We start from the raw sequence: 21,792 nt of genomic DNA on the forward strand, positions 1-21,792 counted from the left end.
ATTTTATCGATTTATTAACCAATACTTGCTAGGTACGGCACTCGGCACAGACGAGCGCTAGCAAAGTAATTATCTAAAAAGTTAAACAAAAAGCAGTAATACCGACTTTTTTGACAAATGTCATATTTTATCGCAAAAGCATGCTTAATTTTGTAAATCGATTTAAAGAAACCAACATATGTCGCATTTTCACCCATTAACGGTAAAACATATTAAGAAATTAACGCCAACTTCTGTTGCTGTTACATTTTCAATTCCGAAAGAATTGGCACAGACTTTCACTTTTACGGCAGGTCAGTACATCACCATAAAAAAAGAAATTAAAGGTAAAGAACTAAGAAGAGCATATTCTATTAGTTCATCTACCGAAAAAGATGGTATCACAATAGGTATCAAAAAAGTAGATAATGGCGGATTCTCGAACTACGCCAATTCAGAATTAAAGGTTGGTGACACCTTAGAAGTAATGGAGCCAGAAGGTCGTTTTGTTTTTAATACTACGAAAGACATACAGAACATTGCTGCTTTTGCTGCAGGTAGTGGAATTACCCCTATTATGAGTATTGTAAAATCTGTTTTAGACGGTAACCCAAAGAACAAATTCGTTTTGGTTTACGGTAACAAGTCTTACGAAGAGACGATGTTTTACACCGACTTAGTAAAATTAGAACTAGAATATGCCAATCGGTTTTTTGTGTACTTCACCAATAGTCAAACACGTGAAGACAAGGCTTTATTTGGAAGAATAGATACCTCAACTGTAAACTATGCATTATTAAATAAGCATAAGGATGTTGATTTTGACGGCTACTATTTATGCGGACCAGAAGAGATGATTCGTTTGGTTCAAGATACTTTAGTAGAGAATGAAGTTGAAAAAGATAAAATTCATTTTGAACTTTTTACTCCTACTGAAATAAAAGAAGAATTACCTGTACAGGCAGATGGTCAAACATCAATTACTGTTCTTGTTGATGATGAGGAATTTCAGTTTACAATGGATAAGAAAACAGTGATACTAGATGCTGTTTTGAAAGAAAATATAGATGCCCCATACTCATGTCAAGGCGGAGTTTGTAGTAGCTGTATTGCCAAGGTAACGGAAGGAAAAGCAGAAATGGTCATGAACCAAATTTTGACCGATAAAGAAATCGCAGACGGATTTATTCTTACCTGCCAAGCACACCCAACTACACCTACTATTAAGGTAGATTATGATGATGTGTAATCCCATTAATCCCCGAAGGGGAAACTTATAAGAAGTAAAAAATTACTTCTAAAACGTCATTGCGAGGCACGATGCAATCTGACCAATAGGAACAACTATTCGACAGATTACTTCACTATGTTCGTAATGACGTTTTTCTTTTTGTATTACCCCTTATTATTAAGTGCCATGCTATAGAAAAGAACTATTCTGGAAACATCGTTTCAAATTTTCGTACCGCAGTCTCATACCCAATTGCATAAGCTTTTTCGATACCTCTTCGATCTAATAACCCGATATGTTCCAATTCTTGCGATTCGAGAATAAGGTGGCAGTTGTTTATTTTTTGTCGGTTGATGGCATAAATCATCAACCCCGTTACTCTGCCTGTTAATTGAAACGAGTTGTTCAGATGCTTCTTCTCTAATTTAGAAACTACCGAAACATTACTGCCAATTACATATTCTACTCTAGACAAAACCGGCTCTGAAGGAAAATTATTCATTATTCCGCCATCGGCATATAATTCACCATTATATTCTACCGGACTAAAGACGGGTGGTAATGCGGCAGATGCCAATAAAGGTTTTATCAATTCACCTTTGTCTATAAAAAGCTCTTCGCCCTTTTGCAAATTAGTGGCTACTACGTGAAGTTCTCTATTCAAAGCCTCAAAACTATCTTCAGGAAAATACTGTTTGAAGGACGATATATAACTCTCGCTATTCAATAAACCCGGTTTAGCGACCGCGAAATAATTGTATTTAAAAAGCGGAGTCTCTTTAAAAAAACGGAGCATATCAATAACTGGTTTATCGGCTGCATACAACGCACCTACCAAGGCGCCAATACTGCTTCCGGAAACAACGCTGGCTTCTAGACCAAACTCTTGCATTGCCTTTATAACACCTATGTGTGCCATACCTCGAATGCCCCCACCGGAAAGCACCAAACCTACGGACTTAGAACCTATTTGCATCTATCTAGAATTAATTTCAAAAAAAATGCCGAACGGATACTATTATCCGCTCGGCATAAAATTAGTCATTAAAGTGGACTATGAATCCAATCCGAAGGCATAATAATTTTTAGTGCCATCTTCATAAACTCCTTCTAACATTACTCCGCCTTTTTTGTTCTCTAAAATAGCAGCAACGTCATCAACATCCTTTACACGTTTACCATCAATATGCGTGATAATAAACCCTTCTTTCATTTGAGTTTCTTTCTTAATCTTACCAGGATATAATTTAGTTACCTGAACACCGCCATCTAAACCAAACTTTTTGGCAATGTCTTTATCCACGTTCTCAAAATCGGCACCTAAAAAATTAAACACTTCTTTCTCTTCCTTTTTGATAATGTCAGTACCGCCTTGCGAATTATGAAGCTCTACTTCCAATTCTTTTTCCTTACCATTTCTATTCACAACAATGGCAACTTTATCACCAGGTCTTTTACCTGCAATAATTTCTTGAAGCCTAGGTGAAGTTCCTGTCTCTTTTCCATTTACGCTAACGATAATATCACCAGATTCCATACCTGCCAAATCTGCACCACTATCTTCACCAACTTGTTCTACCCATACCCCTTTGGTAAAATCAACATTTTTCTCTTTCGCCAAGTTACTGTCCATAGTTCTAATACTAACCCCTAACATACCACGTTGTACGTTACCGAATTTCAGTAAATCTTCAACTACTTTGGTAACGATGTTACTAGGTACTGCAAATCCGTATCCTGTATATGTACCTGTTGTACTTGCAATGGCTGTATTAATACCAACAAGGTTTCCGTCTAAATTAACCAATGCACCACCACTGTTACCAGGGTTAATGGCTGCATCTGTCTGAATAAAACTTTCAACAGCAAACTTATCTGTATTAATATGAATGCTTCTTGCCTTGGCACTTACGATACCTGCAGTAACCGTAGAGTTCAACCCTAACGGATTACCAACTGCCAATACCCACTCACCTACTTCTACATCATCAGAATTCACCAATGACATCGTTTTTAAATTATCGGCTTTAATCTGTAAAAGTGCTAAATCTGTAGTTGGGTCTGTACCAATAACCGTCGCTTTATACGATTGGTTATTATATAAGGTTACCTCGACCTCATCGGCATTATCGATAACATGATTATTTGTAACGATATATCCTTTATCGTTGATAATCACTCCCGATCCAGTACCAACTCTCGGTTGAGATTGCATACCATGCGGAGATTGCCCTTTAAACATATCGCCAAAAAACTCTTTAAAAGGATCTGGCAATTCGCGCGCACCTTGACTTTGATTCGATGATCCTGTTTGGGTAGATTTAATATGCACTACAGCATCTAAAACTTTTTCAGATGTTTCGGTAAAATCTAAAGGCTTAATGTTTCCTTCATTGTCCTTCGTATATAAGGCTTGTGCACCCGGTACAGATTCTACGACGGTTACACCGGTAGATTCTTTTATCTCTTGTTTGTTAAAATGTATTACTCCGTAACTAACTGCTAGAGCAATAACTGCTGAGAAGAAGTAAACCTTCCAAGCGCTTCTGGTATTTGTGTCTGATTTCATATGTATTTAAATTTTTATAATTCTTCTGATGTGCTAATCGCAATAGCTATGCCATGGATATGAATGTCAATGCTAAAAAAAAATTAAAACTGATTGAAATTTTAAGGCTTTTTTTAGACTAACCAGTCTGTAACCTTAAAATTTTGTCAAAATCACGGCTAAAAACAAGTTACTAATCTGATTTATTAGCATGTTTATAGTCGAATATAAAAGATAGGATACTAAATAGGTAGCATAAAACCGACCAAGTGGTCTAAAACTGTCATTTTGACTTAAAGTAAGATATTTCGTATGTTTTAATTTAGTTATTATGCATACTTAAAAAACCTTTGCTATATTTTTACGTAAGTTTAACAACAAGAAATAACTTTTAATTGAATTCACTGAGTACAACTGCAATTCTGGTTTTTGCCAATTCCGCTAAAGAAGATTTAGCGAACAAGCACATTGCCAAAGGTGAAAAGTTATTCGATGTTTTAACCCAAACCACACTCAAGAAAGCTAAAAATACAGGTTTACCTGTTTTTCACTTTTCAGATAAAGATCAAGTTGGCGCAACTTTTGGTGAACGTTTTACCAATGCCATTGCCAACGTTTTTGAAAGAGGTTTTTCTAATATCATTACCATTGGTAATGACACTCCGCATTTAAATACACAGCATCTTAAGCATACTGCCCAACAATTAGCTATGGGTAAGACTGTAATTGGTCCTTCAAATGATGGTGGTTTCTATTTGTTAGGTCTTCAAAAATCTAACTTTGAAGTTACTGAATTTCAAAATTTACCATGGCAACGCTTCAGCTTATACCACCAAATTTCATTATGGTTACAAGAAGAAGCGTCTGAATTAATAAAATTACCTGTTCTACAAGATTTGGATAACGAAAGAGATTTAGAATCTATTCTATCGTTTTCTTCTGGTTTATCATCAACCATATTAATGTTGATCATCGGTTTATTAAAAAGAAGCAGAAGTCTATACTACACTAAACAGAACTTCTCTACCTTATTTCCTAACAGCTTTCTTTATAACAAAGGCTCACCTGAGGTTTCATTTATCTAATTCCCTCTTTGCCCAATAATTGGGCAAATACAACTTCAGTTTAAAGCTTTTTATGAGACACTTAACACTAGTGTTGACATTGTTTATGATAAACATGGTCAATGCTCAAGAAACTATAACAGGTATCGTAACAGATACCGATGGAAATACGATACCGTACGTAAACATTTTACTGTCTGGCACTGTAACTGGATCAACCACCAATGAAAATGGTATGTATACAATCGATGTACCCAACCTTTCAGGCAATATTGAATTTTCTGTTTTAGGGTATCAATCACAAGTAGTCGCCATAAACAATCGAAGTACAATAAATATAACTCTAGAAGACTCTTCTGAAGTTTTAGACGAAGTAGTATTGACTGCATTAGGACTAAAAAGGGAAACCAAAGAATTGGGTTATGTCGTTCAAAGTTTAGATGCAAAAGGAGTAACCGAGGTAAAATCAGTGAATTTCTTAGACAACCTATCTGGTAAATTGGCAGGTGTAACGATTAACCAAGGTGCAACAGGAGTTGGTTCTTCTTCAAAAATTACTATTCGTGGTGAAGCTTCTTTCTCGAATAACAATCCGCTGTTTATTGTGGACGGTGTGCCTATAAACAATAATTCTGTCTTTAATTTTACCAATGAGGCTGCAGCCGGATTTCAAGAAATCGATTTTGGAAATGGCGCTATGGATGTGAATCCTGATGATATTGCCGAAGTGTCTGTATTAAAAGGACCTAGTGCGGCTGCACTTTACGGAACAAGAGCATCTAACGGTGTAATCATCATAGAAACCAAAAGCGGGAAGAATACGAAAGGATTAGGCGTGAGCTACAACACCAGTTTCTTTGTAGATTCAGCATTTCAGTTACCTGATTTTCAAAATGAATACGGACAAGGGAATTCTGGGGAATTTGCTTTTGTAGACGGATTAGGTGGTGGAACAAATGATTTAATCACCTACAGTTGGGGACCTCGTTTAGATGTTGGTAATCTTATTCCGCAATATGATAGTCCCGTGACATTGGCAGATGGTACTGTTGTTCGAGGTGGTGATACTGCTCTTTACAATGGAAATACGATTACACCGACCGAGTTTAAATCGAATCCTGATAATTTGAAGAACTTCTATGAAACGGGGACAACCTTAATCAACAACATCGCTATTTCTAACGGATTTGAAAAAGGTAACTATCGTCTTTCTTTTACCGATTTGAGAAGTGAATCTATAATACCCGGTGTTAATCTAGACCGACAAACCGTAAGTGCAAAATTGAATTTTCAACCTATTGATAGATTACGCATAAATTCATCTATTAGTTATATCAATTCTAATAGTGACAACAGACCCTCTAACGGCTATGGATCTGAAAACGCAAATTATTCTTTAGTCGCTTGGGGTCCGCGTTCTTTAAACATTGAGAATTTAAAAAACTACTGGCAACCAGGTTTAGAAGGCATACAACAGTATTCGTATAACTATACCTTTTTCGATAATCCGTATTTCATTCTTAATGAAAATACCAATTCGTTCAATAGAGATCGTGTTTTCGGAAACATCTCCGCTAGCTATGATATTTCAGAGCATATAACGGCATCTATTAGAACAGGTATGGATTATTCAAGTGAATTACGCCAATTGAAAAGAGCCTATAGTTCTAATCGTTTTTCTAATGGTGCTTATGCCGAGCATGATGTTTTCTACAGAGAAGTGAACACCGATTTTCTATTAAACTATGCAAATCAATTCAATGACTTTAAAGTTGATGTGTCCCTTGGCGGAAATCGATTGGATCAAAAAGCATTTACTTCACAAGCACAAACAACAAGTTTAGCACAACCAGGTATTTTTAGATTATCGAATGCTGCTTCACCTATTGAAGTATTCGAATTTGAATCGAATAAAAGAATAAACAGTTTTTATGGCTTGGCAAAATTCGGATACAAAGACTTTCTATTCTTAGATATCACAGGCAGAAACGATTGGTCAAGTGCTTTGGCTGCTCCGTTTTCAGTAGATAACACCTCATTCTTTTACCCGTCGGTTTCTAGTAGTTTTATACTATCGGAAGTAGTTGATTTGCCTAAGGTAATTTCATTTGCAAAACTAAGAGCAAGTTGGGCACAGGTTGGTAATGATACAAATCCATATCAGACTACAGGTGCTTTTGTAGCACAGACACCGTTTAATGGTCAGCCGACTTTCAGTAATTCAAACACTATTGCAAATGCTAATCTACAACCAGAATTAACCTCTTCATTTGAAGTAGGCGCAGATGTAAGATTCTTTGGCGACCAACTAAGATTCGACGTTTCTTACTATAACGCATTAACCAAAGATCAAATCATTTCTTTACCTATCGGTATCTCTTCCGGTTATACCCAACAAGTAGTTAATGGTGGCGAAGTTCGCTCTAAAGGAGTAGAGATTATTTTGGGCATATCACCAATACTAAGTGAGAATTTAAAATGGAACAGCACTTTAAATTTTAGTACTAATAGATCTACAGTAGAAAGCCTACCACAAGATGAAGGTCGATTAACACTGGCGTACTCTAGAATTTACGACAGTCAAAACCAAACGGTATTTTTACAGGCAGAAGAAGGTGGTCGCGTTGGTGATTTATACGGAACAGGATATCTTAAAAATGAAAATGGCGATTTTATCTTAACGGATGAAGGCAGATACATCCCTGATAACGAATTGCAAAAATTGGGGAATTACAATCCTGATTTTATGTTGGGCTTTAATAATCAATTCAATTACAAGAACTGGAATCTAGGTTTTCTTTTCGATTGGCGACAAGGCGGAATCATTGTATCTAGAACAAGAGCATTAGGTAATGTTGGTGGTCAGCTAGCGGAAACAGCAAATAGACCAGAAGAAGGTATTATACCGGAAGGCGTTGTAAATACAGGCACTGCAGATAATTCTGTTTATACTGAAAATACAGTGGCAGTATCGGCAGAAAGTTACTATCGTCAGTTTTATGATAGAAATCATGAAGAAAACAACACCTATGATGCTTCGTTTTTGAAGTTGCGTCAATTATCTGTTGGTTACACCTTTGACAACCTAAGTATATTCAACCAAGATGCAACTTTGAGTTTATCACTTATTGGAAAAAACTTATTTGCAATTACAGAGAATCCACATTTTGATCCAGAGCAATTAGCGGTACAAGGACAAGGATTTATAAGTGGTGTTGAAGACATGTCATACGCAACCACCAGAAGTATAGGTTTCAAAGCCGGATTTAATTTTTAAGAAAAAGAAGATGAAACATATATATAGCATTCTAATCTTGTTGTTGGTCATTGGCTGCACAAAAGATTTTGAAGAAATTAATACAAATACGAATGATCCTGTAGCAGTGCAACCTAGTCTATTGTTAAGACAGGTTATCTATGACTTTGGTGAACAAATGTCTTATGAAGGGTTTACGGCAGGTAACTTATTAGGGCAATATAGTACGTCATTAGATTTTAACTTATTTGACCGGCATGATTTAAAATCTCCACAATTAGGTGGAAATCCGTGGCCTATATTCTATCAGAATTTACGCGATAATGAAATTATATTGAATCTATCTCAAGAGAATACCGCATATACTGTCTATGAAGGTCCCGCAAGAATTATGAAAGCGTATATGGCGGCTGGCTTAACAGATTTATTTGGTGACGTTCCTTATTCCGAAGCATTTAAGGGAGATACAGAAACCGTGACGGCCGTTTATGATTCTCAAGAATCTATTTATATGGACGAAGGCGGCATATTTGATAATCTTGATAAAGGAATTTTAGCCATACAGAACTATTCTGGAACCATTGCTTTAGAAGGTGATATTTTATTTAATGGTGATTTAAATGGATGGATTCGTTTTGCAAATTCGTTGAAGATTAAATATCTAATGCGTGTTTCAGGTAAAATAGATGTTGCTTCTCAATTACAGGCAATCGCAAGTGAAGGTAATTTCATTAACGATAATAGCGAAAATGCGATTTTCAATTTTACCGATGGTGAGCCGAATAGTTTTAGACTGGCACAACTTAGGATTGGTGATTTTAATAATTACGTGCTTTCTGAAACGATGGATGAAATTTTGACTGATTTAAACGACCCACGTATCGCACAATTGTATCAACCATTTGCAAATAGTACAGATGGTGGTTACAACGGATTATTAAATGGGATTGATGCATCTGTTGGAGTCTCGTTAGCTGATTACTCTTTGCTAGGTACTATTTTCAGAGAGAATACCGGACTATTAGACGCCAACTTCATGACAAGCATGGAAACGCACTTTCTATTAGCGGAAGCCGCCCAAAAAGGGTTGATTACTGCAGATGCTGAAAGTCTATATAATACTGGGGTAACACAAGCATTTGAATATTGGCTAGTAGATTTACCTGCTGATTATTTAACGGTTGATGCTTCGTTGACAAACGGTAATCCTATAGAAAATATCATTACTCAAAAATGGATTGCAAATAGCATTAATGGTTATGAAGGTTGGGTTGAATATAGAAGAACTGGTTTCCCTCAATTGAAAACAATTTCAGCTAGTTTGAATAATGATTTGATTCCGATTCGCATGCCTTATCCTGCTGAGGAAGAAGCTTTAAATAATGCCAATTATACCGAAGCTTCAAATAACACGGAAGGCAATAGTATAAATGTGGCAGTTTGGTGGGATGAGTAACAGAGTTAGGAATTAGGAATTAGGAATTAGGAAAAATCAAAAAGAAATGACTGAAGTAAAGATTTGGCAATGGGGATTAATAATAGCATCAAGTTTGGCGTTATTTTTCCTTTCCCCATGGGCAAAAGATACCAATCAGTTTTTTAAAGCGGTTCAAAAAAAGAAAGCGCCCAATACGTTCATGTTAATGGGTAGTTTGATTATCTCTTGGATATTCGCCAAGAGTATAACCAACGCCGCAAATTTAGGGTTAGACTATGGTATTGTTGGTGGTGTTGCTTATGCTGGATATTATCTGTCATTTGCTGTAGCAGGTCTTGTAATTTATAAGATGAGACTACATGGAAAGTACACAAGTATTCATCATTTCTTATCCTCTAAATTTGGTAAATCAGCAGTAAATATTTTTTCCATTTTAATAGCATTTCGCCTATTCAATGAGGTTTGGAGTAACACTATGGTTATTGGTTCTTACTTTGGTGATATGGGTACGAGTCCATATTATTGGTCCATTTTAGTGTTTACCGGACTAACTTTAGCCTATGTACTCAAAGGAGGTATGAGTAGCTCGATTTTTACCGATGTTGTCCAAATGGGGCTATTTTCTATACTATTAGCGGTAATATTGTTCACTATTTTTGGGAAGGATAATGCAATCACCACTACCGAAGTAGTTAATTCAGGTATTTGGTCCTTTGAAACAGGGCTAAATTTATTATTCGCTGCATTACTACAATCCTTTAGTTACCCCTTTCATGACCCGGTGTTAACCGATAGAGGATTTATCAGTAGTCCGAAAGTAACATTGAAGAGTTTTTTATGGGCAAGTGTATTAGGTGCAATCTGTATCATCTTATTTAGTATTATCGGCGTGTATGCACAATTTCAAGGTATGCACGGTCAGGCTGCAGTACAAGTTGGTAAAGCATTTGGAACCGTAATATTATTAGTCATCAATTTCATCATGATCACATCAGCTGCATCTACATTAGACTCCACATTTTCATCATTTTCAAAATTATTGGCATTAGATTTAAATCTAGGAAATACATTAAAATTTGGTCGTTGGTCTATGGTAGCAATTGCTGTTTTAGGAACCATACCCGTTTTTTTAGATGCAGAGATTTTATCTGCTACAACAATTAGCGGAACCATGGTAATAGGGCTAACTCCCGTTTTTATATTTTGGAAGGATAAAGCACCTAAAATCAGTTTTCACTTAAGCGTATTTATAGGATTACTATTTGGGTTCCTTTTAATTTTTAACTGGTTTCCAGATAGTTTGATTTTCACGACCGGCAAGTATGCCGATTTACTTTGGATTAATTTTTGGGGCATTTTATGTTGCCTATTCGTTTATATAATACCTACATGGATAAAGAAATAAAACATATTGGTGCCAAGAACGGAAAGCTATTGCTTTTTGGTGGCGTGTATAGTAATCTTCAAGCTTTGGAGCAACTGATTTCCATTGCTGAAGAAGCAGGAATTCAACCCGAGAACTGTATAAGCACCGGAGACCTTACCGGCTATTGTGCACAACCAGAAGAAACGGTACAACTGTTTCAAAAATGGGGCGCGATTAGTATTGCTGGCAATGTAGAATTGCAACTAGCAAACGATAGCGAAGATTGTGGTTGCGATTTTAAGAGTGGTAGCCGTTGCGACGATTTTTCGAAAATGTGGTTTCCATATACTAAAGGGCACTTATCGCAACAGTCTTTAGAGTGGATGAAGGAAATTCCCGAGTACATCAGTTTTGACTATGGCAGCAAAAAAGTTACGGTAGTCCATGGAAATTATGGTAATACCTCAGAATTTGTATTTAAATCAAACGCCACGGAAAGTAAAGAACACTGTTTTCAAGAGACCAATAGTGATATAATTATTGCGGGGCATTGTGGTTTACCTTTTCATCAAACTATAAAGGAAAATTTATGGTTGAATCCTGGTGTTATTGGTATGCCAGCAAATGATGGCACTACCCGAGTTTGGTATATGATATTGGATACTGAAGATGGTGAAGTAACCTATAAACATCATTCATTCGAATATGATGCCGAAACCGCACAAAAATTAATGTACAAAAATCACTTGCCCGAAGCCTATGGCGATACGCTTACTTCTGGCATTTGGGACAATATGGAAATACTCCCTGAAATCGAAAAAATGGGACAGGGAATTCCGATTCATTTTAACCAAGAACAAAAAGATTCAATAAAACCTAAAACACAAAAAAAGATGGCAAATACGTACTACGACCCAGCAGATTTAAGAAAATTCGGTAAAATAACAGAGTGGAGCGAAGAGCTTGGAACAAAATTTTTCGATTATTATGGTAAGGTTTTCGAAGAAGGCGCACTAAGTGCTAGAGAAAAGTCTCTAATTGCTTTAGCTGTCTCTCATGTAGTTAAGTGTCCGTATTGCATTGATGCCTATACCAAAGACGGATTGCAAAAAGGGATTACGAAAGAAGAGATGATGGAAGCAGTACATGTGGGCGCCGCCATAGAAAGCGGTGCAACATTAGTGCATGGTGTACAGATGATGAATAAGTATAACAAATTGTCAATGTAAATTTCGTTGTTCGTTGATGGTTGTTCCTAGCAGCTTTCTTCAATAATCAATAACTTGAAATTAAAGTTAGTTTATAAAAATATTGCAAATGGAATGCTCTTCATGAACATCCATTATTAAGAAAAAGAAATAAAATGTTGTGATATTAGTTGTTTGTTGTCGGTTGTTAGTTTTACTCAATATTCGCCAATGATTACTAATCCAAAATATAACAAAATAGAAATTGCTATCTATTAAAGAAGAAATCAAAATAGGTTGAATTGTTTGTTGATTCGTAATAAAATAAACGAACAACAGACAACCATCAACCAACAACAAAAGAAGAATGGCTACAAAATCATTAAAAGCTAAAGGGAACGAATTAGCAGTTTCCAACAAGCAATTAGAAATATTAAACGGAGGAATTTTTGCTGATGGAGAGCTTCCTTATTTTAAAGATAAGATTGCCGAAATTGGTCACTTCCCGTTACGCCCTAAAAAGCTGGAAATTTTGCAAATCAATGTTGGTTACATGTGTAATCAGGTTTGTGAGCATTGCCACGTAGATGCTGGTCCGGATCGCAAAGAGATTATGACTCGCGATACCATGCGACAGTGTTTAGAGGTCATTAAAAATACAGGAGCTCACACCTTAGATTTAACAGGTGGTGCACCAGAAATGAATCCTGATTTTGAATGGTTTGTAGAAGAAGCTGCAAAAGCCGGTATTAAAGATTTTATTGTTCGTTCTAACCTTACTATTATTAGGGCTAATAAAAAATATTATCATTTACCAGATTTCTTTAAAAAGCATAATGTACATGTTATTTCTTCAATGCCACATTATACCCGTGGTAAAACAGATAAGCAAAGAGGTGACGGTGTTTTTGACAAGTCGATCAAAGCATTGCAAGAATTAAACGACAGAGGTTATGGTTTACCAGGTAGCGGACTCCGTTTAGATTTAGTTTATAATCCGTCAGGTGCATATTTACCAGGTGACCAAGCAGCGATGGAAAAGGATTTCAAAAAAGCCTTAAAAGAAGATTTTGATATTCAGTTTCATAATCTTTTTGCCATCACAAATTTACCCATTGCACGATTCTTAGATTATTTAATAGCATCTGAGAATTACGAAGATTATATGTATTCATTAGTGGAAGCATATAACCCCTCTGCAGTAGAAAATGTAATGTGCACCAATACCATTTCTATTAGTTGGGATGGTTGGCTTTATGATTGTGATTTTAACCAAATGCTAGACCTAAAAGTAGCTAGTAAGGTGAAGCATATTAAAGATTATAACGAAGACTTGTTGAACGATAGAAACATTATCATATCACAGCATTGTTATGGTTGTACAGCAGGTGCCGGTAGTAGTTGCCAGGGTACTGTAGCATAACACATTCCGAGATGAAAATTAAGAACCGTTTGATGATTTACATTGAACGGTTTTTTGTTTTAAACCAACTCATTATACTATAAATAAACCAAATATATCACATATAGAACTGACCACTTAGTTTGTTTTGTAGTGTAAAAAGGATGTTATACACCGATAAAATAGTCGTTTATCGAAAAAAGACGCATCTAATCTATAAATACTGAAGTTGTTTAACAATCTGGCGTTCTATAAAAAGACCACATGGTCGGATTTACCCAAATCTAAATATTATGAACAAGAGCCTTAAGCGCATGGCAACCATGCAACGTTTACAGAACACCGGATTAGAATTGTTTTATGCCCAAGGATATTACGATACTAGTATAGATGATATTCTAAAAAAGCTAGATCTTTCTAAGGGGGCTTTTTACTATCATTTCGATTCTAAAGAAGACTTCTTCATTCAAATAATTCAAAATTTACTAGCACGTAAAATCTATAGTACTTTAATAGAGCCAATAGAGGGGCATGAGAACCCGTTAAAATTAATAACGAAATGTTTTGATGATGCTATGGAAACTGCCGTGCATAATGAAATGGATTATGGGTGTATTTTAAGTAATTTCTTAACTGAATTCAATGGTAAAAATGAAGTGATTATGCGTCACTTAAATGAAATTGTTACCGTTTGGGAAGTAAACTTGGTTACAACATTACAAAGAGGAAAATTTAATGGTTACTTAGATCGTCATGTAGATTGTGAAGCTGCGGCTACTTTTTTAATGAGTTCGTACTTCGGAGTTAGAATTTTAATGACAAGTGCAGCCCCGTCAGCTAAAAAGTACAGATTTATGTCTCAACTACGTCAATACTTTAAAGGTATAGAAGCCAAGCCGGTTAATTCTTAAACCGAAGTACTTATAATTTCATTAATTTTCTGAACGATTGTTTCGGGTAGAAGGGTTTCCATGACTTTATCATAACCATCAGGATATTTATTACCATAAATGGAAGTTGGTATTGCAGGATATTTTTTTCTATCGGATAAAAGGGCATTATTCTCTGGCTGATTGAAAGGCGAAAAACCAGCATACGGATGCGTAACACCCCATATTGTTACGGTTGGCACACCAAACATTGCAGCTAAATGAGCATTGCCGCTATCCATCGCCAGCATTAATTTCAGATTAGAAATTAAACTCAATTCTTCTGAGAATGATAATTTGCCTGCTGCATTAACGCAATTGTTAAACTGAGTTTCCCATTTTGCTAAAACATCTATTTCTTTTTTCCCTCCTCCAAACAATACAATTTGATATTTACTCGTAGAATTCAACTCAGCTATTACCTTTTCCATCATTGGTAGTGGATACATTTTTCCGCTAAAAGCTGCAAACGGGGCAATACCAATCAGCACCTTTCCATCAAAATTTATTAAGCTTTTTGCTGAATCGCTAATTGGTCTTTTAGATAAGGTTTCCATCTCGCTTATAGCAATAGGATACCCAAGCTTATCAAAAACCTCAGAATAGCGCTCAAAAGTAGTCGATAAAGGAATAAATGAAGTTCGTTCAGGATTTACCAAAGCTTTCTTAGCTGCCCTTCCCTTATCCACTTGTATAAAAGGAATTGTTGATAGTTTAAAAAACTGTTTTAGAATAGAACTACGGAGCACATTATGCAAATCTGCAACTGCATCAATCTGTAACGCCTTTAATTCTTTGTATAATTTCCAAAGTCCTAAAAAGCCGTTATGTCTTCCTTTTACATCAGCCTTAAAAACTGAGACATTTGGTATATTTTCAAATATAGGTGCTGTAAATCCTTTTGTTAAAACTGTAATCTTTACCTGAGGATATTTTTTTAAAATCCCCAAAAGAACAGGAACAGTCATAGCGACATCTCCCATTGCGGAAAGTCGTATTACCAATAAATGAACAGTTTTATTTGTTACCACGAAGGATGGGGTTTAGTTCCTCATCATTATACATTTTCATTTGCTTGTATACCTTCATATACTTCGTACCACTCTCAATATCTGCAAGTAGTTGGTCTATAGCTACAAAAAGGTCGTTTTTCTGCTCAAGTAAGATTTCGAGTTTAACTTGGCATTTTTCTCTATGCTCTAAAGAGGCGTCTGCTCTGGTAGCCTCCTCTTTCATATGATAGATTTTCAGGGCTAAAATAGATAAGCGATCTATTGCCCAAGCAGGGCTTTCTGTATTAATAGTAGCATCTGCCTTAACATCTACCGATTGGTATTTATTAAGAAAATAACTATCAATGAACTCCACCAAGTCTGTTCTGTCTTGATTACTTGCGTCAATTTTACGCTTTAAAACCAAGGCGTCGTCAGGGTTTATATCCGGATTTCTAATAATATCCTCATAATGCCATTGAACGGTATCAATCCAGTTTTTGCGATATAACAAGTGCTCTATCTCTTCTTTCGAATAAGGATTATGAAAACTTTGATATACATCATCTTCTACGTGATATTTATCAATACTGGTATTAAATATATTAAATGCGAATTCGCTAAACATATGAGCCTTTTTTACAAAGATAAAGTTTAAAGGATAAACCTAAAGTTTCACAACAAAAACTATAATCGGCACCAAAATACTAGAAACAAGAATTAATTCAAGCAACTTAGGTTTCTTAATAGATTCTAGATAATTGACAATAAAAATCACAGAAGGAAAGAAGGTGATCATCACAGCGTTATTATTTTCTGAGGTAACAAGTACATTAACTACCAACCCTATTACAAACGAAAATGCAATAAGTCTCATAACAATTACCTTACCTACACCCGACTTACTCAAATGAACAAAAGCAGAAAAAGCAAGAGCCATATTGAATAAGGCGTATAAAGTCATTTTTAAGCTAGTCCACCATTTAATGGGGAATATAGCGTCATAGTTAATTGCAAAATCATAATGCTCTAGAATAAAATCAGGCTTGTCAAGCAATACTAATATACCGTATAGTATCATAAAAAAGCAGAAGCCTACAGATAAGATTACCAACCAGTTTCTTATATTTTTTGGTTCATAAATGTATATCGCCGCGAAAACCAAAAACAAATAAAGTAAAGCCCATTCATAGAATACACTTGATATGCATATCCAGAGTCCGGCATCAAATATCTTAAGTTTAATATTCTTTAAAGACTTAATACTTAGTAACCGCCTCATGGCTAGCAATAAGAAAAAACTGGTAAAAATGGCGTTATTATCACCTAGTGTCTCAGGGAAAACCACAAAAAGCAGGGTGAAAAACAAAATTGCAAAAGAATTTGTACTGGTAAGTTTGTTACGTTTAACAACAAAGTCAACAATAAAAACACTGAATAATAAAATGGTCAAAATACCGATTGACGGAGCAATTTCTACATTGCTCATCGATAAATCAAAGAGGTAAAATTGGACTGACCAGTAGAAAAGAAACAAAAAAACCAGGAGAATTATGAAATTCACCGGTTTTGTTTTCTCAAAAATGCTTGAAATCATCTAAGCTTTTTATATTTTTGCTGGTAAATATAGTAATAAGATGAAATCATTTTTTGAAGGTATCGCAGATTTGTTCGTAAATGTACTATTTGCACCGTTAGATTTTTTACGTTTTACAGATAGTTGGGCTTTATCAAATATCTTAAACTGGGTATTTATGCTGATAGGTTCTGTAGCATTTGTGTATTGGATGCTTCAATTGAAAAAATATAACGATAATGGTGAAGAGGATAAGTCGAGTACTTCTCACTCTTACTTATAATATCAAATTAAATCTGTTATCAGCTTTTAGTCTTTAAAAACTGATAACAGATTATTGATTAAAGATCAAAACCTAGATCTTTTCTATAATTCATTCCTTCAAAGGAAAGTTTATCTACATTTTTATACGATTGCGCCAGTGCTGATTTAAAATCACTGCCAAAAGAAGTAATCGCCATTACCCTACCACCGTTAGTAACTACTTTACCATCTTTAAGTGTAGTACCTGCGTGAAATACCAGTGATTCTGTAATAGAATCAATACCGGTGATTTCTTTTCCTTTTTCGTATGAGCCAGGGTAGCCACCAGAAACCGTCATAACTGTAGTAGCCGTTCTATCGTCTAACTGCAAATCTATTTCAGATAATTTCTGATCAGCAACAGCTTGTAGCAATTCTACCATATCGTTTTTTATACGCGGTAAAACCACTTCAGTTTCAGGATCACCCATTCTAACGTTGTATTCAATAACCTTAGGGTCATCACCAACTTTTATGAGTCCGATGAAGATAAAACCTTTATAAGGCATATTATCCTTTTTAAGCCCCTCTACCGTAGGTTTTACAATTCGCTGCTCAATCTTATCCATCAAGTCCTTACTCGCGAAAGGAACAGGTGAAATAGCTCCCATACCGCCAGTATTGAGTCCGGTATCACCTTCACCAATTCTTTTATAGTCTTTTGCTGTTGGTAGCACTTTATAGCTATCACCATCTGTAAGCACGAAAACGCTTAATTCGATGCCATCAAGAAACTCTTCAATAACCACAGTTGCACTAGCAGCTCCAAACTTCTCATCAACCAACATAGATTTTAATTCAACCTTGGCTTCGTTTAAGTCATTAAGAATAACAACACCTTTACCAGCAGCCAATCCGTCAGCTTTTAAAACAAACGGAGGATTTAATTCTTCCAAAAATTTAAATCCGTCTTCAACAGTCTCAGCTGTAAAGCTTTTATACTGAGCGGTAGGTATTTCATGACGCATCATAAACTCCTTCGCAAACTCTTTACTACCCTCCAAAGTAGCAGCTAATTTTTCAGGACCGATAACTGCCACATTTTTTAATTCTTGGTCACCAAGAAAAAAATCATGAATTCCGTTTACCAAAGGATCTTCTGGACCAACCATAACAAGTTGAATATTCTCCTTTAAAACTAATTTCTTAATAGCTTCAAAATCATTTACACCAATTGGTATGTTCGTTGCGATTTTTTCTGTGCCGGCATTTCCTGGGGCGACGAAAAGTTTTGATAATTTATTACTCTGTGCCAATTTCCAAGCAAAAGTATGCTCACGACCACCTGATCCTAGAATTAAAATATTCATTTTGTCAATTTTTGCAAAAATACTTCTTGCTCTTTTAATTTTCTATTTAGTAGAGAAATCTCTATGCTCTTTCTTTTGTAAGTCTTCTGGAGACAACGATTTGAAATAATCGTATACGATTTTTAATCCTTCTGCTCTATGAACTTTCGGTTCCCAGCCCAGAATTTCTTTCGCTTTTGTAATATCAGGTTGACGTTGTGTAGGATCATCTTGAGGAAGGGGCTTATAAATAACTTTTTGTTTGGTTCCTGTCAAAGCAATAATCTCTTCTGCAAACTCTTTAATAGTTGTTTCATGCGGATTACCAATATTAACAGGATCTGTATAATCGCTAAATAGCAAGCGGTATATTCCCTCGACTTGATCATCGATATAACAGAATGACCTACTTTGAGAGCCATCTCCGAATACGGTTAAATCTTCACCACGTAGCGCTTGTCCCATAAATGCAGGAACAACCCTACCGTCATTTAAGCGCATTCTAGGACCGTAAGTATTAAAAATACGAACAATACGTGTATCTAGTCCATGATGTCTATGATAAGCCATTGTAATGGACTCCATGAAGCGCTTAGCCTCATCATATACTCCTCGTGGACCTATTGGGTTAACATTACCAAAATACTCCTCATTTTGAGGGTGAACCAATGGATCACCATAAACTTCGGAAGTAGAAGCAACCAAAATTCTAGCACCTTTCTCCTTTGCTAAACCCAATAAGTTTAGTGTTCCTAGCGAACCAACTTTTAACGTTTTGATCGGAATCTTCAAATAATCAATAGGACTCGCTGGCGAAGCAAAATGAAGAATGTAATCAAGCTTTCCAGAAACATGAACAAACTTAGTTACATCATGATGATGAAATTCGAAATTCGAAAGCGGAAATAAATGAGAGATGTTATTAAGATCTCCAGTAATTAAATTGTCCATTCCAATGACATGGAAACCTTCAGCTATAAAACGGTCGCACAAGTGAGAACCCAAAAAACCAGCAGCACCTGTAATTAATATTTTTTTCATATTCTCTATTATACACCTCTGGAAAACAAAACTGTAGTTACTGTTTTAAAAACAATCCTTAAATCTAAGGTAATACTTCGATTTTTAATATAGTATAAATCATACTCCAGTTTCTTTATTGAGTCTTCCAAATTTTCACCATATTTATACTTCACCTGGGCCCAACCAGTAATACCTGGTTTGATTAAGTGTCTAGTCTCATAAAAAGGGACTAAAGAATTTAATTGATTAACAAATACTTTTCTTTCAGGACGTGGACCAATAAATTGCATATCACCTTTAATAACCGAAATAATTTGAGGCAATTCATCAATTCTAAATATTCTTAGAATTCTACCAAATGGAGTTATTCTAGTATCATTCTTAACAGCCATTTTAGCGCCTTCCTTTTCCGCATTAACAACCATAGATCTAAATTTATAAATTTTAAATTCGTTTCCGTGTAGACCAATACGTTTTTGAGTATAAAACAATGGTCCTTTGTTAAAAAAAAGATTTAAAATAAAAACAAATGGAACACATATTAAAAGAGTGATGCCAACAAAAAGGGAAAGAATAAAATTTACAATAAAACTAAAAATAGTGTGTAAATATCTAATTTTTCTATTTCTCAATTGTAGAATCTCATAAAAACTATCGTTATGAGACTGAATTGGCAAAGCTTCATAAGTATTTTCGTAAAATGAAGTATAAGAAATCACTTCCTTCCCTTTCAATATTGACCTTAGTAATATCTTTTCCAGATCATCAGGAAAATCACTATAATTCTTAATATTAACTACCCATGAGTCAACTTTCTCAGTTGCTACAAGAAACTTTTTTCTTATCTCAGTATGTTGATTAAGATTATAAGTTAACTTGACTTTATAAAATGTTTCTACATCTTCACCGTCAATAGAAGAAGTTACTTCCCTAAAATGTTTTTCTGTTTCCTTATCATAAATTAATAATACATTCCTCGTAGTCGGTATAACCCTAAAAACATTAACAAAAAAAAGTCTCCAAAGAGCAATTTCTATTGGTGTAAGTATAAGGAAAACTAATAAAGGTATTCTCCAGAAACTAGTATCAAAAAACAGTACTGAAAAAATAAAAACTATAAAAACAAATAAAGCAGTTATATATAGGGCTTGAGATACTACGTACTTTCTTTTTAATGTTTTTTGTAAGTTGTATAGATCTAATATATAGGAAAGTGTTAGAAATGAGATTACACCAAATAGAGTAATGATTACTTTTAGCCTTAACGAGATAAATTCAATATCAATTGCATTATTAACAAATACATTTAAACTAGCTATAATTATAATTAAATCCCCAACTAAGAGAATAAATTTACGTTCAATTGAATTTAAAATGGAAGGATTTGGCATTTTATATTGTACTTATAATAATCAAAAATAACTTTTCAATTTTAAAACAATAGCAGAAACCGTATAAAATGCAGATTTGAAAATTGACAAACCCTCGACATCTCTATAAATTTGCCATTCATACTTAAGTAATTTTAACTTATTGGAAGAAATTGATTCCTTACCAACACGATAACTTGACAAACACTCACTCAAACCATATCCTTTGGTTTTTTTTAAAAGATTTAACCAAAGTGCATAATCTTGACGTTTACGAATAGATGGCATATATTGTTTACCAAAATAATTTACGTCATACATAACAGTTAGGCACCCTATGGGATTCTTATATAAAGCAGAATGATAATCAACAACCCTTTTTGATTTTATGATGATATTTAGATTATTCCCTACTTCATCTATTTTATCATAAGTGGTAAAGGTGAAATAGTAATTATTTACTTTCATGAAGTTTATCTGTAATTGCAATTTTTGGGGGTACCAAGTATCATCACTATCTAAAAACGCAATGTAATCCCCTTGAGCAAGTTCTATTGCCTTGTTTCTTGCAGTACCTGCTCCACTATTAATTGACAGTCTATGAAATTTAATTCTAGAATCTTTTTGAGCATATTCTTCTATAATTTTAGCACTATTATCCGATGAGCAATCATCTACAAAAATATGCTCCCATTTCTCATAGGTTTGAGCTATTACCGAATTCATACAATCATCCAAAAACATTTGGGAATTATATACCGGAGTGATTATTGATACTAGATTGTTCAATTTAGTTTTCTTTAATTTATATGCTTCAACAGTTAAACCAAGCTAATGTT

At 34.9% G+C, this 21,792-nt stretch carries 18 protein-coding genes and 1 pseudogene; 10 read left to right on the forward strand and 9 right to left on the reverse strand.

Annotated features, from left to right (window positions below):
- The first annotated feature begins 178 nt into the window (after positions 1–178).
- Positions 179–1,228 (forward strand): ferredoxin--NADP reductase, encoded by a 1,050-nt coding sequence (locus QSV08_RS15880; protein WP_324024697.1) that lies wholly within the window; start codon positions 179–181, stop codon positions 1,226–1,228.
- Between the two features lie 184 nt (positions 1,229–1,412).
- Here QSV08_RS15880 and QSV08_RS15885 read toward each other — a convergent pair whose 3' ends face one another.
- Complete coding sequence (locus tag QSV08_RS15885; RefSeq protein ID WP_324024698.1) at positions 1,413–2,186, reverse strand: patatin-like phospholipase family protein; 774 nt, start codon at positions 2,184–2,186, stop codon at positions 1,413–1,415.
- Between the two features lie 78 nt (positions 2,187–2,264).
- A complete protein-coding gene (locus QSV08_RS15890; protein WP_324024699.1) occupies positions 2,265–3,779 on the reverse strand; it encodes a Do family serine endopeptidase in 1,515 nt (504 codons plus the stop codon).
- Between the two features lie 374 nt (positions 3,780–4,153).
- Between QSV08_RS15890 and QSV08_RS15895 the strand changes: the two genes are divergently transcribed.
- From QSV08_RS15895 to QSV08_RS15930, 8 genes and pseudogenes are all read left to right on the forward strand, one after another.
- Positions 4,154–4,843: a TIGR04282 family arsenosugar biosynthesis glycosyltransferase gene (locus QSV08_RS15895; protein ID WP_324024700.1), complete on the forward strand. Its 690-nt coding sequence runs from the start codon at positions 4,154–4,156 to the stop codon at positions 4,841–4,843.
- A gap of 52 nt (positions 4,844–4,895) precedes the next feature.
- Positions 4,896–8,099 carry a SusC/RagA family TonB-linked outer membrane protein gene (locus QSV08_RS15900; protein WP_324024701.1) on the forward strand — a complete coding sequence of 1,068 codons (3,204 nt, stop codon included), beginning with the start codon at positions 4,896–4,898 and terminating at the stop codon, positions 8,097–8,099.
- A 10-nt stretch (positions 8,100–8,109) separates the two neighbouring features.
- On the forward strand, positions 8,110–9,534 hold the full coding sequence (locus tag QSV08_RS15905) for a SusD/RagB family nutrient-binding outer membrane lipoprotein (RefSeq protein WP_324024702.1): 1,425 nt from the start codon (positions 8,110–8,112) through the stop codon (positions 9,532–9,534).
- Between the two features lie 46 nt (positions 9,535–9,580).
- Complete coding sequence (locus tag QSV08_RS15910) at positions 9,581–10,921, forward strand: sodium:solute symporter family transporter (protein WP_324024703.1); 1,341 nt, start codon at positions 9,581–9,583, stop codon at positions 10,919–10,921.
- Positions 10,906–11,541, forward strand: a pseudogene (locus QSV08_RS15915) (metallophosphoesterase family protein); the annotation flags it as partial. The gene QSV08_RS15910 and the pseudogene QSV08_RS15915, both read left to right, overlap by 16 nt.
- Positions 11,542–11,775: 234 nt before the next feature.
- Complete coding sequence (locus QSV08_RS15920; RefSeq protein WP_081819435.1) at positions 11,776–12,111, forward strand: arsenosugar biosynthesis-associated peroxidase-like protein; 336 nt, start codon at positions 11,776–11,778, stop codon at positions 12,109–12,111.
- Positions 12,112–12,436: 325 nt separating this feature from the next.
- Positions 12,437–13,492: an arsenosugar biosynthesis radical SAM (seleno)protein ArsS gene (arsS, locus tag QSV08_RS15925; protein ID WP_324024704.1), complete on the forward strand. Its 1,056-nt coding sequence runs from the start codon at positions 12,437–12,439 to the stop codon at positions 13,490–13,492.
- A gap of 272 nt (positions 13,493–13,764) precedes the next feature.
- A complete protein-coding gene (locus QSV08_RS15930) occupies positions 13,765–14,382 on the forward strand; it encodes a TetR/AcrR family transcriptional regulator (RefSeq protein WP_324024705.1) in 618 nt (205 codons plus the stop codon).
- Here the strand turns inward: QSV08_RS15930 and QSV08_RS15935 are convergent.
- Genes QSV08_RS15935 through QSV08_RS15945 form a run of 3 tightly spaced genes read right to left on the reverse strand, consistent with a single transcriptional unit; the run spans position 14,379 to position 16,989 of the window.
- On the reverse strand, positions 14,379–15,431 hold the full coding sequence (locus QSV08_RS15935; RefSeq protein WP_324024706.1) for a glycosyltransferase family 9 protein: 1,053 nt from the start codon (positions 15,429–15,431) through the stop codon (positions 14,379–14,381). The genes QSV08_RS15930 and QSV08_RS15935 overlap by 4 nt on opposite strands.
- A complete protein-coding gene (locus QSV08_RS15940; protein WP_324024707.1) occupies positions 15,418–16,020 on the reverse strand; it encodes a DUF4254 domain-containing protein in 603 nt (200 codons plus the stop codon). The genes QSV08_RS15935 and QSV08_RS15940 overlap by 14 nt, the downstream gene beginning before the upstream one ends.
- Before the next feature lie 39 nt (positions 16,021–16,059).
- Positions 16,060–16,989, reverse strand: a complete 930-nt coding sequence (locus QSV08_RS15945) for a DUF6427 family protein (RefSeq protein ID WP_324024708.1) — start codon at positions 16,987–16,989, stop codon at positions 16,060–16,062.
- A 40-nt stretch (positions 16,990–17,029) separates the two neighbouring features.
- Here QSV08_RS15945 and QSV08_RS15950 point away from each other — a divergent pair, with 40 nt between their 5' ends.
- Positions 17,030–17,251 carry a DUF6341 family protein gene (locus tag QSV08_RS15950; protein ID WP_324024709.1) on the forward strand — a complete coding sequence of 74 codons (222 nt, stop codon included), beginning with the start codon at positions 17,030–17,032 and terminating at the stop codon, positions 17,249–17,251.
- Positions 17,252–17,309: 58 nt separating this feature from the next.
- On the opposite strand, the gene purD is transcribed toward QSV08_RS15950, so the two are convergent.
- From purD to QSV08_RS15970, 4 genes are read right to left on the reverse strand one after another with little or no spacing between them, the layout of a single operon-like run.
- Positions 17,310–18,581 (reverse strand): phosphoribosylamine--glycine ligase, encoded by a 1,272-nt coding sequence (purD, locus tag QSV08_RS15955; protein WP_324024710.1) that lies wholly within the window; start codon positions 18,579–18,581, stop codon positions 17,310–17,312.
- Positions 18,582–18,623: 42 nt separating this feature from the next.
- Complete coding sequence (locus tag QSV08_RS15960; RefSeq protein ID WP_324024711.1) at positions 18,624–19,601, reverse strand: UDP-glucuronic acid decarboxylase family protein; 978 nt, start codon at positions 19,599–19,601, stop codon at positions 18,624–18,626.
- A gap of 8 nt (positions 19,602–19,609) precedes the next feature.
- Positions 19,610–20,974 (reverse strand): sugar transferase, encoded by a 1,365-nt coding sequence (locus QSV08_RS15965; protein ID WP_324024712.1) that lies wholly within the window; start codon positions 20,972–20,974, stop codon positions 19,610–19,612.
- Between the two features lie 21 nt (positions 20,975–20,995).
- Positions 20,996–21,742: a glycosyltransferase family 2 protein gene (locus QSV08_RS15970; protein WP_324024713.1), complete on the reverse strand. Its 747-nt coding sequence runs from the start codon at positions 21,740–21,742 to the stop codon at positions 20,996–20,998.
- Positions 21,743–21,792 lie beyond the last annotated feature (50 nt).

The sequence above is a fragment of the Maribacter sp. BPC-D8 genome, assembly GCF_035207705.1.
In the GTDB taxonomy this organism is placed as follows: Bacteria; Bacteroidota; Bacteroidia; order Flavobacteriales; family Flavobacteriaceae; genus Maribacter.

What these genes read in the sequence shown, in the direction of transcription:
- QSV08_RS15940 (WP_324024707.1), bottom strand. Translation starts at nt 16,020, where the DNA reads ATGTTTAGCGAATTCGCATTTAATATATTTAATACCAGTATTGATAAA.
- QSV08_RS15960 (WP_324024711.1), bottom strand. Translation starts at nt 19,601, where the DNA reads ATGAAAAAAATATTAATTACAGGTGCTGCTGGTTTTTTGGGTTCTCAC.
- QSV08_RS15900 (WP_324024701.1), top strand. Translation starts at nt 4,896, where the DNA reads ATGAGACACTTAACACTAGTGTTGACATTGTTTATGATAAACATGGTC.
- QSV08_RS15930 (WP_324024705.1), top strand. Translation starts at nt 13,765, where the DNA reads ATGAACAAGAGCCTTAAGCGCATGGCAACCATGCAACGTTTACAGAAC.
- QSV08_RS15880 (WP_324024697.1), top strand. Translation starts at nt 179, where the DNA reads ATGTCGCATTTTCACCCATTAACGGTAAAACATATTAAGAAATTAACG.
- QSV08_RS15945 (WP_324024708.1), bottom strand. Translation starts at nt 16,989, where the DNA reads ATGATTTCAAGCATTTTTGAGAAAACAAAACCGGTGAATTTCATAATT.
- QSV08_RS15920 (WP_081819435.1), top strand. Translation starts at nt 11,776, where the DNA reads ATGGCAAATACGTACTACGACCCAGCAGATTTAAGAAAATTCGGTAAA.
- QSV08_RS15965 (WP_324024712.1), bottom strand. Translation starts at nt 20,974, where the DNA reads ATGCCAAATCCTTCCATTTTAAATTCAATTGAACGTAAATTTATTCTC.
- QSV08_RS15890 (WP_324024699.1), bottom strand. Translation starts at nt 3,779, where the DNA reads ATGAAATCAGACACAAATACCAGAAGCGCTTGGAAGGTTTACTTCTTC.
- QSV08_RS15905 (WP_324024702.1), top strand. Translation starts at nt 8,110, where the DNA reads ATGAAACATATATATAGCATTCTAATCTTGTTGTTGGTCATTGGCTGC.
- QSV08_RS15885 (WP_324024698.1), bottom strand. Translation starts at nt 2,186, where the DNA reads ATGCAAATAGGTTCTAAGTCCGTAGGTTTGGTGCTTTCCGGTGGGGGC.
- arsS (WP_324024704.1), top strand. Translation starts at nt 12,437, where the DNA reads ATGGCTACAAAATCATTAAAAGCTAAAGGGAACGAATTAGCAGTTTCC.
- QSV08_RS15950 (WP_324024709.1), top strand. Translation starts at nt 17,030, where the DNA reads ATGAAATCATTTTTTGAAGGTATCGCAGATTTGTTCGTAAATGTACTA.
- QSV08_RS15910 (WP_324024703.1), top strand. Translation starts at nt 9,581, where the DNA reads ATGACTGAAGTAAAGATTTGGCAATGGGGATTAATAATAGCATCAAGT.
- purD (WP_324024710.1), bottom strand. Translation starts at nt 18,581, where the DNA reads ATGAATATTTTAATTCTAGGATCAGGTGGTCGTGAGCATACTTTTGCT.